This is a genomic window from Phyllobacterium myrsinacearum (assembly GCF_002980555.1).
Lineage (GTDB): Bacteria > Pseudomonadota > Alphaproteobacteria > Rhizobiales > Rhizobiaceae > Phyllobacterium > Phyllobacterium myrsinacearum.
Map to the genome: position 1 here is coordinate 1 of NZ_PVBT01000005.1, position 16535 is coordinate 16535.

Annotated in this window: 13 protein-coding genes; all 13 read right to left on the reverse strand. The window is 59.5% G+C overall.

Annotation, left to right across the window (positions count from 1 at the left end):
* Window positions 1-194 precede the first annotated feature (194 nt).
* Window positions 195-1160 (reverse strand): plasmid partitioning protein RepB, encoded by a 966-nt coding sequence (gene repB, locus C5750_RS16590; protein ID WP_105735048.1) that lies wholly within the window; start codon window positions 1158-1160, stop codon window positions 195-197.
* Window positions 1161-1242: 82 nt separating this feature from the next.
* Entirely contained in the window at window positions 1243-2442 is a 1200-nt protein-coding gene (gene repA / locus C5750_RS16595) for a plasmid partitioning protein RepA (RefSeq protein ID WP_105735049.1), read from the reverse strand.
* A gap of 359 nt (window positions 2443-2801) precedes the next feature.
* The gene (locus tag C5750_RS16600; RefSeq protein ID WP_130502112.1) at window positions 2802-4502 is read right to left on the reverse strand and encodes a GGDEF domain-containing protein; all 1701 of its coding nucleotides are present in this window, start codon (window positions 4500-4502) and stop codon (window positions 2802-2804) included.
* 455 nt (window positions 4503-4957) lie between these two features.
* Window positions 4958-5077 carry a cytochrome bd-I oxidase subunit CydX gene (gene cydX, locus C5750_RS16605; RefSeq protein ID WP_105735051.1) on the reverse strand — a complete coding sequence of 40 codons (120 nt, stop codon included), beginning with the start codon at window positions 5075-5077 and terminating at the stop codon, window positions 4958-4960.
* Window positions 5078-5097: 20 nt separating this feature from the next.
* Window positions 5098-6252: a cytochrome d ubiquinol oxidase subunit II gene (cydB, locus tag C5750_RS16610; protein ID WP_105735052.1), complete on the reverse strand. Its 1155-nt coding sequence runs from the start codon at window positions 6250-6252 to the stop codon at window positions 5098-5100.
* A gap of 6 nt (window positions 6253-6258) precedes the next feature.
* On the reverse strand, window positions 6259-7836 hold the full coding sequence (locus C5750_RS16615; protein ID WP_105735053.1) for a cytochrome ubiquinol oxidase subunit I: 1578 nt from the start codon (window positions 7834-7836) through the stop codon (window positions 6259-6261).
* 80 nt (window positions 7837-7916) lie between these two features.
* A complete protein-coding gene (locus tag C5750_RS16620; protein WP_425350475.1) occupies window positions 7917-9608 on the reverse strand; it encodes an amino acid ABC transporter ATP-binding/permease protein in 1692 nt (563 codons plus the stop codon).
* Complete coding sequence (gene cydD / locus C5750_RS16625; RefSeq protein WP_105735055.1) at window positions 9605-11377, reverse strand: thiol reductant ABC exporter subunit CydD; 1773 nt, start codon at window positions 11375-11377, stop codon at window positions 9605-9607. The genes C5750_RS16620 and cydD overlap by 4 nt, the downstream gene beginning before the upstream one ends.
* Before the next feature lie 5 nt (window positions 11378-11382).
* Complete coding sequence (locus C5750_RS16630) at window positions 11383-11955, reverse strand: GbsR/MarR family transcriptional regulator (RefSeq protein ID WP_105735056.1); 573 nt, start codon at window positions 11953-11955, stop codon at window positions 11383-11385.
* Between the two features lie 206 nt (window positions 11956-12161).
* A complete protein-coding gene (gene efeO / locus C5750_RS16635) occupies window positions 12162-12989 on the reverse strand; it encodes an iron uptake system protein EfeO (protein ID WP_105735057.1) in 828 nt (275 codons plus the stop codon).
* Window positions 12990-13000: 11 nt separating this feature from the next.
* A complete protein-coding gene (gene efeB / locus C5750_RS16640; RefSeq protein ID WP_105735058.1) occupies window positions 13001-14314 on the reverse strand; it encodes an iron uptake transporter deferrochelatase/peroxidase subunit in 1314 nt (437 codons plus the stop codon).
* Window positions 14315-14329: 15 nt separating this feature from the next.
* Window positions 14330-15520 (reverse strand): iron uptake system protein EfeO, encoded by a 1191-nt coding sequence (efeO, locus tag C5750_RS16645; protein ID WP_105735059.1) that lies wholly within the window; start codon window positions 15518-15520, stop codon window positions 14330-14332.
* 9 nt (window positions 15521-15529) lie between these two features.
* The gene (gene efeU / locus C5750_RS16650; RefSeq protein WP_105735060.1) at window positions 15530-16369 is read right to left on the reverse strand and encodes an iron uptake transporter permease EfeU; all 840 of its coding nucleotides are present in this window, start codon (window positions 16367-16369) and stop codon (window positions 15530-15532) included.
* Window positions 16370-16535 lie beyond the last annotated feature (166 nt).

Below are 16535 nucleotides of genomic sequence, written 5' to 3' on the forward strand. Positions count from 1 at the left end.
CCCGAAGGGCGTCGTGAATGCATTCCCCGACTGCATCGTCTTCTACCTTTCAATAGGCAAAAGAAATCCATCCGCCCAAACGACGCCAATTCTGCTTGACACTGATTCCCGGAAATGCGATTCTCGATCCTGCTAGAGATATGAGAGAAGCCTTCCAAGACAGAGATGTTTAGGTGGGCTTTTTTCTTGTGCGGTTAATCTCCTGTTTTTCCTACTGTTTCCGATTCCCTGAAGGCTCGATAGAGTTCGTCAAGGTTATCGGCAATATATGCACCGAAACGAGAAGCATTTTTGGCCTTCAATGCCAGTGTAAAGCTCTTTCCCGTATCTTTGATCTCTGCGTTGAGCGATTTATCCTTGGCCGCCCAGGTCTTTGTCCTTGAAGCGCCCGCTTTCGGCACCGGCCGCTTTGTATTGCTCAGGCAATCGAACAGGCGCGCAAACCGGTCATCGCTGTTCTCAACAGCAAAATCCGCAGAGCGAATGAACTCGGCCGCCCTCGCTTGATTGCCCGGCTGTTCCAGAAATTTGGAAAGCTGCCACCAGCGATCCCGCCCCGTTGCCTTGGCCGAACCAATGGCAAGAACGATAGTCTCTGGAATGTTAGATGAAACCGACTGCATCTTGGAGAAGGTGGTCGGATCGAGCGCCAACGCGGATTTGATGACGGCGTGGTCATAGCCAAGATCGCCAAGCCGCTTTGCAAACAGCGTCCGCTCGATAAAGGAGAGGTTTTGCCGCGCCGCGTTTTCCTGCCCCTGCGCAATGACGTGATCCTGATCCGCCATCGGCTTGACCACGGCGCGCACAAGCTTGCCGAGATGCCGTGCGGCCCTAACCCGGCGATGACCGAAGACGATCTGATAACGGCCGGATATCGAGGGATGCGGGCGAACGAGAACCGGCGAATCCTGCCCCCTCTCCGCAATGGCGGCCAGCAGTTCCTGAAAGGCCTGATCGTCGTCATCGATGCGATCGGAGACAAACGACCCGTCGATCAGTTCCGGATCAAGTTCAACCACACTGCCCTTGGCCAGCTCTTCGAACGAGCTCTTGATGGAGCGCGATGCACCTGTCACCACATAGGACAGCGCGTCATTGCGCTCCGTCTGTGCTGGCGCTGCGTTCATCACGCTGCTGAAAATATCCTTCCTGGCCATCTAATTGCGTCCATTCCCAGTCATGCGGTTGATTTCTCTTGAGAAAACCAATGTTTTTACGGCAGTAAATCGTGCGTTCATGTCACCGGCCCCACGCACGATGCACCAGCGAAGCGATCTCGGCATTAACAGCATCAAGCGACTCGATCGCCCGCTCATAGGTTGAGCGCGTGAAACTGTTCTTCTCCACCTCATAAAGCGTCTGTTTGGTCAGGCCGGCATCCGACACCGCCGTGGATTTCAGCATGGCATTGGCCAATATCTCTTCAGCCAGCATGGATTGCATGAAGCCCACCATCTGCGCCTGCGGAATATCCGTCGGTTCATAGCGGGTAATCAGATAGCGGAACCAATCAAGCTCCACCTTCGCTCCGGCCTGCTTCACGGTCTTCAGGATACCGCCCAGCATCAGCAGGAACTGCGACATGGACATCAGATCCAGCATCTGCGGATGCACGGTGATCAAAACCGCCGTGGCAGCGGACATTGCCGTCAGCGTGAGATAACCGAGCTGCGGCGGGCAATCGACGACGACCACGTCATAGCGGTCATCGACACTCTCAAGCGCGCTGGCGATACGGGTAAAGAACTGCCGGCCCTCGCGCGAAGCCTTGTCTTGCATCGCCAGCGGGGTATCGTACTCATATTCCTGCAGTTCCAGATTGGCCGGAATGATGTCGAGCCCAGGGAAATTGGTCGGCAGGATCACATCGGCAATCGGCTTGCGCTGATCGTCATAGCGGATGGATTCATACAGCGACAGATTCCGGTCCAGTTCAGGCTGGAAGCCGTGCAGGGCGGAGAGGGAAGCCTGCGGATCAAGATCGATCGCCAGAACCCGATGGCCCGTCAGCGCCAGATACTGCGCGAGATGCGCCGATGTCGTCGTCTTGCCGGAACCACCCTTGAAGTTGACGACCGCGATCACTTGCAGCTTGTCGCCGGGCTTGCGGTGCGGCACATATTTTTTAACCTCGGTCCGGCCGTTGCGGTCAAGATAATGGCGCAGCTCCAGCATCTGCTCCGCCGTATAGGAACGCCGTCCGGACGCCGCCTGCGCCGGTACGGGGCCCTTGCCTTCCAGATGCAGCCGCTTGAGATTGTTCTGCGTCACACCAAGATAGTGCGCCACTTCTGCCATGGAGAACTGCCGCAACGTCTTCTTGGCATTCGGCGGAAACTTTTCCATCCGAAGCTGATTCAGGCGGCGTGAAATCTCTGCACCCTGATCGAGGATCTTGTCATCAAACTCAAACTTGGGCAGAGGTAGAGCGAAATTCATCGGAGACAAAACCTCTAATAGCGCTTTTTCAAAGCAAATCTTCTGAGAAGCGCCATTAAGCTCCGATTCGAACGAACCATCAAGAAATTTTAGGTTAACAGAAACTTAACAACAGTTTTATCATGCAGTACATGCAGCGCCATGAATCCCGCTGCATATCCGGCAGCGCTGGGATAGCCAGCATCAGAACGCAAGTAACCCGCTGTTTTTCTTATAAAAACACCGAGAATTTACTGCAGTAAACATTCCCTGAGAGCGATAACCGAGGTGATCGGGGTAATCAGCCCTTCGGCCGGGCGCCGTTTCACCATGGAAACCCGCAGACTCATCCGCTGGTTCATCAGCAATCACGCCTGCAATCACGCATCATCAGCCTCGGCCTGATCATCGGCAGCGAATCGAACGCGATTTCTGCCTTCCGATTTGGCACGGTAGAGCGCCACATCCGCGGCCTTGATAAGTTTCGGCCATCCGGCAGAGCCCAAGGCGCCTCTGGCGACGCCAAAACTTGCGGTCATATTCAGGCAAACACCGTCGGACAGCTGAATCTCGTGCCGCTGCAAGGCGAGCCGGATCCGGCGGGCACGCATGACCACATCCGCAAGCTGGTCGCCTGTCGAGAGAATGGCAAACTCCTCGCCGCCGAACCGGGCGATGACATCCGCCGAGCGGACCATCGACCGCAACAGGGCCGACACATCCCTGAGCACATGGTCTCCGGCCTGATGACCATAGGTGTCGTTGACGAGCTTGAAATAATCGATGTCCAGGAGAATGAGACAGGCCGTCTCCGGCTGCTCGTTCTCCTTTGCTGCGCTCTGCCCGATCAGGTCGAGCGTGCGTCTGTTGAAGAGACCGGTCAAGCCGTCGGTTTCCGCCTGTTCTTTCAGTTTGTCGGTCAAAACAGCCCGCTCGTGCAGCTTGCCGCGCAAAACCTGGATCGCATCAAAAAGACGGCGCATTTCCCCCGCATAATATCGCCTGTCGCCAAGCTTGACCGGCACATCATGCGCAAGGCCGATGACCTCCTCCCGCGCCTGCAGGAGCGGCGACAGAACGGACCGGTGCACCATGTGAACCAGGCTCGCAAGAATGGCCAGTATCGCCGACGTTATGGCGATAACCAGGATCAAGGTGCTCAAGGCATGGTCGCGCGCGTGCATGAGTTCATCGATCTTGACGTTCAGGAACTCGCTGCGCAGGCTCTCGAGCGGTTGAAGCGTTTTGACAAAGCGGTCAGTGAACTGCTCCGCCGTCATGGAATATTGCCCGGAGACCCGGCCTTCCCCAACCAGGGCGTCGACCATGCCGAGGCCATCGCCGAAAAACACGCGCTCGATTTCCTCGCGCTTGCCGGCAAGGCGGGCATCGCTGCGGAAGAGGGCGTCTTGCCCGCCAATCAGGCGCCAGAGCTCGTTGAGCCGCCCGCGCGTCCGGCTGCTGTCAATCAGGTGCTTGCGTTCCAGTGGTTGATGGGTGGCGATCGGGGCCATGATCTGCGACGCGATGCGTCCGCCATATTCCCTCAGATCGCTCAACATGTGGCCCGTCATCACCGAGGCGGCAATCGCATCATCGGACCCGACAAGCTCGTTGACATTCCACGCCACGATTGCCTGGAAATTGTCGACAACGGCAAACATGCCTTCAATGGCCTGCTGGACATCGCCGGTGGTGCGCTGATCAAATGGGATCGCAGCGACCCGGTCGACATCCATCCTGGCGCGTTTCAGCTCAATGCCTGTCTGCTCGATCAAGGGGAGGGGCGTCGGGTGAGCCACGGCCTCGGGATCACGTGTCTGCGGGGTTGCAACTGCGGCCAGAGCGGCATCACTTGCCGCACGAAACTGGGCCAGCCGCTGGACGACGTCGCCTGCCGGCGCACCGTGGCTTCCCATGATCGTGTTCGATGGGCCGCGTTCCGCCGACAGGCGATTGGCCGCATCCAGCACAAGACGAAAGCGTTCCACCCGATCAAGATTAAGCCGCGCAAGCCGGTAATCCCCATAGGATGGCAATATGACACTCGCCGCGAGGATAGCGGTGCATGCCGCCGCCATGCCGATCCCGGTCCAAAGCTTCCTATACAGGCTGGCGCCCGCAAGGTCTTGCGGCGGATTCCGGGGCGGTTCGGCAGGGTTGAACACGGTGGGTACGGGACGTCTCCCAAAACGGGCCGGACGAAAAGAAGTCAATCAATATTATCCTATCGCAATAGCTCCCGCCAGTGGCTGAAGCGCCACCTGCAAGACTGTCCTTCGTCCCTTCTGAAGTCCGCGTTTTCTGACAAACGCATGGCCTTGTCGCTCAATCGTATGGCCGTTTTGAAGGAAGATATCAATAGGCAAATACACGCATAGGTTGAAGTATGACGCGCACCTTTGAGTTGTATCGATCCGTGAAGAAAAGCAATGAACCTACAAAAAAATACCGGGCGGCAAATGAGATACATTTGCCGCCCGGCGCTCCGGCGATAAAGCCATCCGGCCAATCAAGTCCTAACGGATATCCGTTGCTATTTCTTGCCGCCCGCCTTGCGGCTGGCATCGTCCTCGACCAGCTCGTACCACATGGCATTGAGAACGGCGAAAGCAGCAGCAAACGGCAATCCGAGCAGCCAGGCAAAATACCACATTCTTTTACTCCTTCTTCGTCCTAGTAAGCGTGACCGCTCTTGTTGCTGATCGTCTTGTCGTCCACTTTCCCCCACAGCACATGGTAGACCCAGCTTGTGTAGAGGACGATCAGCGGCACGAAAATAACCGTCACCACCAGCATGATGAACAGGGTGAGGTGGCTTGACGACGCATCCCAGACCGTCAGGCTCGATCGCGGATCAAGCGACGACGGCAGGATGAAGGGAAACATCGACAGGCCCACCGTCGAAATAATGCCGAAAATCGACAACGCGCTTGCCAGGATGGTGGTGATTTCCCGCTTGAGACGGAAACCCAGCATGGCAACGAGAGCGCCCAGGAAGCCGAGGAGGGGGGCAGCCAGCATCCACGCATGTGTGCTGAAATTGGCGAACCAGGCGCTCTTGTCCGATATGACGGTTTTCAGCAGCGGATTGGATGGTCCGGTCGGATCGATGACGCTGGAAATGCGATACCCGTTCATACCGGTCCAAAGGATAAGTCCCGCGACGGCAAACAGAAGCACGGTGACCGGCGCCGCGATCCCGCCAAACCTGCGGGCTCGCTCGGCGATGATCCCCGTCGTCTTCAATTGCAGCCACGCACTGCCGTGCATGACCAGCATGGCGACCGAAAGAAGCCCGCAGAGGAGCGCGAACGGATTGAGCAGCCCGAAGAAGGACCCTTCGTAGAAAACGCGCAGATCCCCGTCAAAACGGAAGGGAACACCCTGCAGCACATTGCCCAGCGCCACGCCGAAGATGAGTGACGGCACGAAGCCACCGACAAACAGGGCCCAGTCCCAGGCAGCCCGCCAGGCGGTGCTCTCACGCTTCGACCGGTATTTGAACGCGACAGGCCGGATGATCAGTGCTGCCAGGATAACGAACATGGCAAGATAGAAGCCGGAGAAGGAGACCGCGTAAAGCGGCGGCCAGGCGGCAAATATCGCACCGCCACCGACAATCAGCCAGACCTGGTTGCCTTCCCAGATCGGACCGATCGTATTGATGGCGATACGGCGCTCCATGTCGGTACGGGCCACAAAGGGCAACAACGTGCCGATGCCAAGATCAAAGCCGTCGGTAACGGCAAACCCGATCAGCAACACGCCAAGCAGCACCCACCAGATCAGCCTTAAAGTATCATAGTCGAGAAATTGATGCAGGATCATGATTGTTTACTCCGCAGGTACGATATGGGGGGAAATCAGGACGGCTTCTGGCTCATTATCCAGTTCCGGCCCCTTGCGAATGGCACGAAGCATCAGGCCCATCTCAATCATGAACAGGATTGTGTAGATCGTCACGAACCCGGCAATCGTGATCAGAAGCGACGTCGCGCCCAGATTGGAAACGGCGGCCGCCGTTGGCAGGACGCCTTCGATGATCCAGGGCTGGCGGCCGAATTCGGCGACAATCCATCCCATCTCCGCTGCGATCCAGGGGAGGGGGATCGCCAGGACTGCAATGCGCAACAGCCACGGATATGCATCGAGTTGCCGCCGGACCGACAGCACGAAGAACGTCCCGGTCAACAGGATGAAGAACATGCCGAGACCGACCATGATGCGGAATGACCAGAAAAGTGTCGGAACGTGCGGGACCGTATCCAGCGCGGCCTTTTCAATCTGGGCGTTGGTCGCCTGGCGCGGATCGTCGACATAGCGCTTGAGAAGCAGGGCATAACCGAGATCGGCGCCGTTGTTTTCAAACTTGGCCTGTGTCTCCGGTGCGATCGCACTGGTGCTGCCGGCCGCACGAATCTGTTGCAGCGCGTCATAAGCGACGATCCCCTGTTTGATCCGCACCTCCGCATGTTTGACCAGATCTTCAATTCCGGGAATTTCCGTGGTCAGCGACCGCGTGCCGATGAGCCCCATCACCCAGGGAATACGAACCGCATAATGGGTTTCGCGGCTCTGCTGGTCGGGAAACCCGAACGCCGTGAAGGCGGCAGGAGCGGGCTCGGTCTCCCACATGGCCTCAATCGAGGCGAGTTTCATTTTCTGGTGTTCCGTGGAGAGATAGCCGCTTTCATCGCCAAGCACGACGACAGAAAGCGCTGCGGCCAGTCCGAAGGATGCCGCCACCGTCATCGACCGCTTGGCCAGCGCCGTGTGACGCCCCTTCAGGATATACCAGGCGGAAACGCCGAGAACAAAGATGGAGGCCGTTACGTAACCGGCCGAAACCGTGTGAACGAATTTCGCCTGCGCGACAGGATTGAACAGAACCGCAAAGAAATCCGTAACTTCCATGCGCATCGTATGGGGATTGAAGGCTGACCCCACCGGATTTTGCATCCAGCCATTGGCGATCAATATCCACAAGGCGGAGAAGTTGGAGCCGATTGCAACCAGCCAGGTTGCCGTGAGGTGCCCGACTTTGGACAGCTTGTCCCAGCCGAAGAAGAACAACCCGACAAAGGTCGCTTCCAGAAAGAACGCCATGAGGCCTTCAATGGCCAGCGGCGCCCCAAAGATATCGCCGACATACTGGCTGTAGTAACTCCAGTTCATGCCGAACTGGAATTCCATGACAATGCCGGTGGCGACGCCGAGCGCAAAGTTGATACCGAACAATGTGCCCCAGAACTTGGTCATCTGGCGCCACACGACGCGGCCGGTCATGACGTAGACGGTCTCCATGATTGCAAGCAATACGGAGAGGCCAAGCGTCAATGGTACGAAGAGAAAGTGATAAAGCGCGGTTATCGCAAATTGCAGGCGCGAAAGCGCTACGATGTCGAGTTCCATCTGCTCATGCCGGGCTTACACCCGACCCCCTGTTGATCAGCGCCGCAAAGAGCGAGCGCCGAGTGATTGAGACTGCGTCCTCAGTCCGGCCGCAGTGCTGCAAGTGCGGCGTCGAATTCCGGTTCGCCGCGGTGTAAAGAGGCAACGATCTGCCCCTGTTTCATGATGAGGAGGCGGTCAGCCATTTCAGCTTCCCGCCGAATATGCGTGGCGATGAGGACGGCGTGGCCGGCCATCTCCTGTGTCAGCCGCTGCAGGACATCCCGGGCCGTCTCGCCGTCCAGTCCCTCGGTCGGTTCATCCAACAGCCAGAGCGTCGCGTTGCGCAGAAGCAGCCGGGCCAATGCAAGACGGCGCAACTGTCCGCCCGAAAGCCCCAATCCGCCTTCGCCAAGCCTTGTATCGAGCCCGGCCGTTAATTTTTCCACATGGCTTGCCAGCCCGGCTATCACAAGCACCTGCCAAAGGCGATCGTCCCCGGCGGCGGGGTCGGCAAGCCTGAGATTCTCGCGCAGACTATCCTGAAAGAGTTCCGTCCGCTGCGTCAGGCGTGCTGAAGGAACGTAGACGGCACAGCCGTTCACGGGCTGCAATTCACCGGCAATCAGGGCCAGCAATGTCGATTTGCCCGCACCGCTGGCGCCAACCAGCGCAACACGCTCGCCCTTTGCCAATGACAGCGAGATGTCCGTGAGGGCGGGAACCGCCGCGCCCCGGTGAACGGCGCTGACCTTTTCAAGCCTTGCCGCCACACCTGCCGGAGGAGGGGAGGGCAGGGCGGGGGAGGGCACAGCGGCAAGATTGCCGCCGATGCGCCGCGCCGCAAGAATGGTGCGGCCCAGTTCCAGTGCACCGCGCCGCAGCCCCGCAAAGGGTTCAAGCGCTGCCAGCGCCATGAGAATAGCCAGGGCCGCAACTGGCGCGCCGATCAGGCCGGCCTGTGCGAGAATGGCAACGGCCAGCAGCGTACCCGTGAGAAGCACGGCGGAGGCGATGCCGAAACCTGCAGTCACGGCCATTTCGACACGGTTGAGCCTGTCATCCGCATTCATCAGACGATCATCGGCGGATTGGACCGCAGCACATTGCGCCGCCACCCGGCTTGCCATGATGAGATCCGTCTGCCCCGCGACAAGATCGATCACACGCGAGCGCAGCGCTTCCATCGCATGGGCCCGGCGGCGCGCCGCATCCAGCGAAAAGCGCCCGGCCAGAAACGGTATCGCCAGCCCTGTTGCCAGAAGCCAGGCGGCAACGCCCAGGCCAAACAGCGGATGCATCAGCCCGAAGACCACGCTCACGGCCACCGCGGAGCACAGCGCCACGGCGCCCGGCACCATTATCCGCAGATAGAGCGAATCCAGGGCGTCAATGTCGGCCGTCAGCCGGAACAGCAGCTTTGACGGCCGGCGAAGCAGCAGATGGGCAGCCTCGGGTCTGGCCCATCCGCGAAACAAGGTCTCACGCAAACCGGCGAGAACACCGAGCGTGGCGTCATGGGTCGTCAACCGTTCGCCGTAGCGCGCAGCGGTACGGGCAAGCGCCAGAAAACGGATACCCGCCGATGGGGCAAAGACATCGAACGCAAAAGCTGTTGCCGACGACAATCCGGCAATGGCCGTGGCGGTGATGAACCAGCCCGACAGGCCAAGCAGGGCAATGCCCGCAAGCACCGTCGCCGCCGCCAAAACCGCACCGGCCAGCAGCATGAACCGCCGCTCCGCCAGGAAGAGCCGCAACACAGGCCGGAAATCGCGCCAGAATGACATCACGCATCACTCCCTGTGAAAACGGTCCGAAGATCGATGATGCGATCGGCCCGTGCGGCAAGAGCCGGATCATGCGTTGCGATGACCAATGTCCTGCCTTGCGCCAGCGCAAACAATCTGCTGGCAATATCATTTGCCGTCTCATCATCGAGATGTGCGGTCGGCTCGTCCGCGAGAATCAATTGCGCATGCGCGTTTGCGGCCGCACGCGCCAGGGCGAGACGCAGCGCCTCGCCACCGGAAAGACCCGCGCCGCCTTCGCCGATGGATGATTTTCCACGGGCATTGGCAACCGTGTCCAGGGCCGCATTGTGCAGCGCCGACGCCACCGCATCCGCATCGACTTCCGGCCGGCCCAGGGAAACATTCGCACCGACAGTCCCGGCAAAGATATGCGGTTTTTGGCCGACCCAGGCGATGCACCGGCGCTGTGCCGCAGCGCCGGTTGCCATGGATTTGCCGGCAACCATTATGTCGCCCCCGTCCAGCGGCGCCAGACCGGCAATCAGGGCCAGCAAGGTCGATTTTCCCGACCCGCTCGGTCCAAGCAGGGCCACGCTTTCACCCGGAGCGATATCGAGACTGAACTGTTCGAAAACCGGCCGCCGGTCCCCGGCATAACGGAACGTGACATCACGGATATGGACGGAGGGCGCTCCGAACTGCGCGGGGAATGCAGCCCGGTCATTATCGGGCTTGTCGCCGTCACGCGGCAGGTCCACGCCCTTGACGGCAAGTTTGCGCAGCGCTTCCAGCGATGCTTCGCCTGCCGCACGGTCATGCCAAACCACTGAAAGCTCGCGCAACGGCTCAAAGAATGCCGGGGCTAACAACAGGATGAACAGCCCTTCGCTCAAGGACAGCCTGCCGCGCCAGGTTCCAAAGTCGAGTTGCCCGAGAAGATGAAACCCGACATAGACCGCCACCATGGCAACGCCAAGCGCGGCAAAGAGCTCAAGGACCGCAGAGGACAGAAAGGCGATGCGCAGGACGGCCATCGTGCGCGACCGCAACGACTCCGCATCGGCTCTCAGGCGCTTTGCCGTCACATCCACCGCATCCAGCGCGCGAATTGTCGCCAGTCCGCGCAGCCGGTCGAGCAGAAACGCGTTCATTCCCCCGACTTCGACCAATTGCGCCTCGCTCGCCGCCTTGGCGCGCCAGCCGATCAGCGCCATGAACACAGGAATGAGCGGCGCGGCAACGAGCAGAACGATGGCAACAGCCCATGACAGGCTAAGCACGCACAGAAGAATGGCAACCGGCACCACTGTTGCCTTGAACCGGGCCGGACGGAACCGCGCGAGGTAAGGCACCACGGCTTCCGCCTGCTCGGCCAGGATGCTTGCCGCTTCCCCGGAGGCAATGCGGCCGGGATCAAGTGGCGAGCGACGGGCAAGGGCAAGAACGCCGTCCCGGCGCAGCCTGGCAAGCGTGGCGCGTGCACCGTGGAAAGCAAGCCGGTTGCCCGCAGCATCGATGAATGCGCGCAGTATACCGATTATAAGAACGCCGGACGCAAGCCAGAGGATGCCGGACAAACCGTTGCCCGCGGCGATCCGGCCGACAGCGATGCTGAGCAGGGCCGCCTGCGGCAGCCATAGGAGCGCGGCAACAGCCTGCACAAGGGCTGCCGGTCTCTGCCCGGGCAAATGGCTGGACGTTTCCACCCCCGCCTTATCCGGCTCCGCGGTTTTTGCGCGCGCCTGACCGTTTGCGGCCGGATCACCTGCCCGCAAAGCTACCGGGGAACTGAGTGCATCGACTGACATGACATCTATGCCTTGTCCGGACTGCGTTTGGAGCGGCCGAGCGAGACGATCTTGTCTTTCGCCTCGAGCAATCGCGTTACCTTGGCGCCAAGCGTCAACAGAGTTGCAAGGCGGTCAGTTTCGAGCTTCTTCACATCATCGTACCAAGTTGTGAGGCGCTCGATAAGCCCATGCATTTCCGCCATGCGTTCCTGGGCATGCCGCTCGGCATCGCTTGCCGGCTGCTGCATGAGTATTTCGCGCAAGACGGAGAGTGTCGGATCGACCTCGCGCTTCTTTCGCTCCTCCGCAAGCGTGCGCAAGATCTGCCAGACATCGTCCGGGGTTGTGAAGAAATCCCGCCGGTCATCCGGCAGGTGTTTCAGCAGGACAAGATTCCACGCCTGCAGCTCGCGCAGGCTCATCGACACATTGGATCTGGAAATGCCCAGCGATTCGACAATCTGATCGGCATTCAGCGGTTCGGGCGTGACATAGAGCAGGGCATAGATCTGTCCCACGGTGCGATTGATGCCCCACCGGCTGCCCATTTCGCCGAAATGCAACACGAAGGACTGAACGAGAGGAGGAAGATTCATCAGAGATTCCCGACACAACAGTTATTTCAGTAATTACTGAAATTACGATATTCGATAAATCAATGAGATGCAAGTGACCGCGGGCATCAACCTGGCATTGCAACGATGGCGGAAAGAATGCGCTGTCCGTTCAATGACTTGGCCAACAAAAAACCCGGCCGTTGCCGGCCGGGTTTTCCTATTTCCATCTGAACACAGTGACGCGGTCAGTTCAGTCCGAGCTTGCCGCGCAGGGTCGAAAGGTCTTCAGCCAGCGTGTTCACGGCAGCGGCAAGCACCGAGCGGTCATCGTCGGTCAGCTTGTCATAGAGTTCGTAGCCTTCCGCGGTCTTGTATTTCGACAGGGTTTTGTCGACCGTATCGAAATTGCCCGCAACCTTGGTGACGAATGCGCCGTCACTCTTTTCGATCAGCGGACGTGCCAGCTCGAAAATCTTGCGCGAACCGTCAAAGTTTGCCTTGAAATCCCACAGGTCCGTGTGGCTGTAGCGGTCTTCTTCACCGGAAATCTTGGTCGCCGCAACTTCTTCCATCAAGGCGGCAGCGCCGCCAAAGACCTTCTCGGGCGGGAAGGTCAGATCGGTGATGCGCTTGTGCAGTTCAACGACATCGGCCTGAAGCTTGTCGGCAAACTCCGCCAGGCCTTCCGTGCTGTTCTGGCTGAACAGGCCATATTCAAGACGATGGAAACCGGTGAACCCGGGATCCTTTTCCTTCTGCTCGTGGTCATCGGCACGCGAATCGATGGAACCATCGAGATCGCTGAAAAGTTCGGCCACCGGCTCGACGATTTCGTAGTTCATGCGGGTCGGGGCGTAGAGCTTCTTGGCCTTTTCAAGATCGCCGGCCTTGACGGCATCGGTAAAGGCCTTGGTCTCGCTGACCAGCTTCTCCAGGTTTTCACCGATGAAAATCTTGTACTCGGCAATGGGCCCGACGAGATCGAGAGGCGAGACCTCCGCATTGGCGGTGCGCGGCGCCGCAGCCGCGATGATCGCGACGATACTTGCGGCAAGATAGGCTCTGAATTTCATGGGTAGCTCCTTCAGGATTTGGTGTTAGTTGGCGTATGGCCGGCTGCTTCCAAGAGGGGTCGGCCGAGAAAATCGTCAGCGCCGGTGACACCCGGCAGGGTAAAGAAGAAACCGCCGCCAATGGGCTTGATGTATTCTTCCAGCGGCTCGCCATTCAGCTTGTTCTGAACGGCAATGAATCCCTTCTCCAGATCGGCCTGGTAGCAAATGAACAGCAGCCCCTGTTCGAGCTGACCGGATTTGCTCACGCCGTTGGAATAATTGAACGGGCGGCGCAGGATGAGATGCGCGTCGGCCGCCTTGCTGCGGTCATTCGCCAGCCGGATATGCGCATCGAGCGGCGTGACGGTTCCGTCCGGGTCTTTCGCATAATCGGGCACTTCCGTTTCGGTACGGCCGCCAAAGGGAGCACCGCTGGGCTTGAGCCGTCCGATGATGCGCTCCTGCTCGCCAAGCGGCGTACGATCCCACCGCTCGACGAAATTGCGGATGATCCGGACCGCCTGATAGCTGCCATTGCGCGCCCAGGCCGGTTCGTCGCCACCATCCTGAACCCAGACAATCCGCTGCATCAGACCGGCATCACCGGCGTCGGGATTGGCCGATCCGTCACGAAAGCCGAGAAAGTTGCGCGCACTCTGATGCGTCCCGTCGGGGCTGCGCGGCAGGACGGGAACCGACCCTTCCTGCTTCCAGCGCAAGACCATCAAATCCGGCAGGTTTTTCAGGATATCGCGCAAGGCGTGAATATTGGTGTCGGGTGTGTTCGACGATATCTGCAACGACAGGTCGCCGTGGCACAGCGACTGGTCCAGCGCGTCGTTCTTGAACGCCTTCATCCGTGACAGGCGGGCGGGTTTGTGGGGTGAAAGCCACTCCCGCTGCTCGAAGAACGACGCACCGAGCGAAACGGTGATTGTCAGATTGTCAGGCAGGACCACTGGGCCGAGGATGCCGCTGTCCGCGGGCGGCAGCTTGTCGTCGAGGGCAGGGGGCGTACCGCCCTTCATCAGAAACGCAATCCGCTCGGTGAGGCTTCTGAACAACCGTTCTACCTCTTCCGGCTTGCTCGCCAGCACCCGGAACGATGCCACCATGCCGGCGGCCGGGCGCGGTGTCACGATGCCGGACTGATATTGCCCGTGGAAGGGCTGCTGTTCCAGCATCTTGTCGCTCACGGGCGCGTCCGTCACCTGTTCGCCATGGCTGCTGGCAGCCTGAGATGCCGTGATGCCGGCCGCGAGCGCACTGCCTGCCGCACCCGCTCCAAGCAGGAGGCCGCGGCGGCTGGTCATGAAGGGCTTATTGTCTCTGTCCTTTGTCATGATTGCGTCCCCAGCCTATTCCAGCCCGACAGCGGCATTCAATTTGCCGATGGAATCGGCAAGGGCCTGCATCTGTGTGGCCAGCGCCGTCCTGTTGTCCGCGCTTACGCTGTCATAGGCCGGGAAACCATCCGCGCCGCGCAGTGATTTCAGTGTGCCGTCCACCGCAGCGAAGCGCGCTTCGATATCCGCAACAACCGCGGGAGAGCCCTGTGCAACCACGGGCTTCATCAGCGCGATCATGCGCGACACACCGGCAAGGTTGGCTTCAAAATCGGCAAGGTCGGTTCGCGCATAGTGATTTTCGCCTGCGGCGATCCTTGTGCTTGCAATCGTGCCGATCAGGCGGGCGGCGCTGGCGGCGATCTGGTCAGGCGGGATGCGCAATGACCGCACCCGATCCTTGAGCGCCGAAACGTCGGCCAGCAGTTTTGCCGAGACCGGCGCAAGGCCGTCGAGGCTCTTGACCGAATAAAGCCCGTACTCGATACGGTGAAAACCGGTAAAGCCGGGGTCCGCCTCACGCTTTTCCAGATAGTCGGCGACGGGGTCGATCGCATTGTGCAGATCGGCAAAGCGGTCTGCCATGGGCTCGATTTGCATGTAGGGCTGGCGGGCCTTCTGGTAGAGTTCCCGTGCCTTGTCGATATCACCGGCCTTAATGGCTTCGTCAAGCGCCTGGGCGCTCTTCACAAGCGCACTTGTCTGCGTTGCAAGAAAGACCTGGTATTCGGCCAGCGGCCCAACAAACGCCACCAGCGCCGGACGCGCTGCCGCCGCATCGGCTTCCGCCGATGGTGTTACGGTCAGCGTCCCGCGCGGATTGTTGAGAAGACCGCAGGTGATTTGATACGTGCCGGGATTGAGCTTGGCGGTCAGGGTCTGGGTAAAGCCCGGAACAATATTCTCCCGTTCCTCCACCACCATGACGCCGTCGAGAATTTCCCATTCAAGGGCCCGGTCCGACTTGTTCACGATATTGAACGTGGTCCGCCCCGCCGGAACGGTCAGGGCATTCGGATCACATTTTCCCTCACTGATCGTCACCGTAATTGCGCCCTCCGAGGCGCCGGTCTTGACCTTCGTCGAGGCATAGTAGAATGCGGCTCCGCCAGCAACGACAAGCAGGCCGGCACCCACGACGGCAAGCTTCATCAGCGCTTGTGAGGGCGGGCGGGGAGCGGACGGGTTCGTATTGTGGACCATGGGATGCTTTCAGTGGGTTGGCCGGGATGCAGCGGCAGCGCCTTGACGCTGCGCAGGCCGCAGAAAGAAGAACAGGCTGACGGCGAGGAATGCGACATAGGCGATGATTTCACCCAGCGTCGGCATATCCTGATAGCCGAACATGCCTGAAAGCAGCGTACCGAAGGCGCTGCTGACCGGCAGCACATTGCTCAAATCGAACACCACCGTCTGCAGGCTGTTCCAGACGCCCGCTTCATGCAGATGCCGCAGCGAGCCGGCAAGGATGCCCGCGGCCACCACAAGGATGAACAGGCCTGTCCAGTAGAAGAACCGCTTCAGGTTGAGACGAACACCACCGGCATAAATGCCGTAGCCAAGACCGATGGAGACCAGAATGCCCAGAAGCGCGCCGAGCGGCGCCTCGGAGTTCGCGCTCTGTTGAAAAATGGCCAGGAGGAAGAAGACGGATTCAAGCCCCTCGCGGGCCACCGCAAAGAAGACCATGGCAACCAGCGCTGCCCCTTGCCCGGACGTGTGGCCGAGCGCGTCGTCGATGGAGGTATGCAGTTCCGATTTGATGGAGCGGGCAGCCTTGCGCATCCAGAAAACCATGGATGACAGCACGATCACCGCGATGAACCCGACAAGGGCTTCGAAAAATTCCTGGGCTTTCTGTGGAAACTGCGCGCTGACCATCTGCAGGCCCGCGCCCACGAACAGGGACAGGGCAACGGCAAGCAGAATGCCCACCCACACCGCAGGCATCCAGGCGCCCCGGCCGGTCTGCTTCAAATAACTCGCAACAATACCGACAATCAGCGCGGCCTCAACGCCCTCGCGCAGCATAATCAAAAATGGAACAAGCATTAAAACCAATCCTCGGCGCCGCCAGCCCGATGTTGCGCAGCGCTGGGCAAGTCATAAACCGGGACGAAAAACGAAGCAATAACAATATATTAGAAGAATTCTAAGAAAGTGAGACGGCGAATTTCTGTAATCTTTTCCGTATGTTGAGTAGTTTAGTCCACTATTT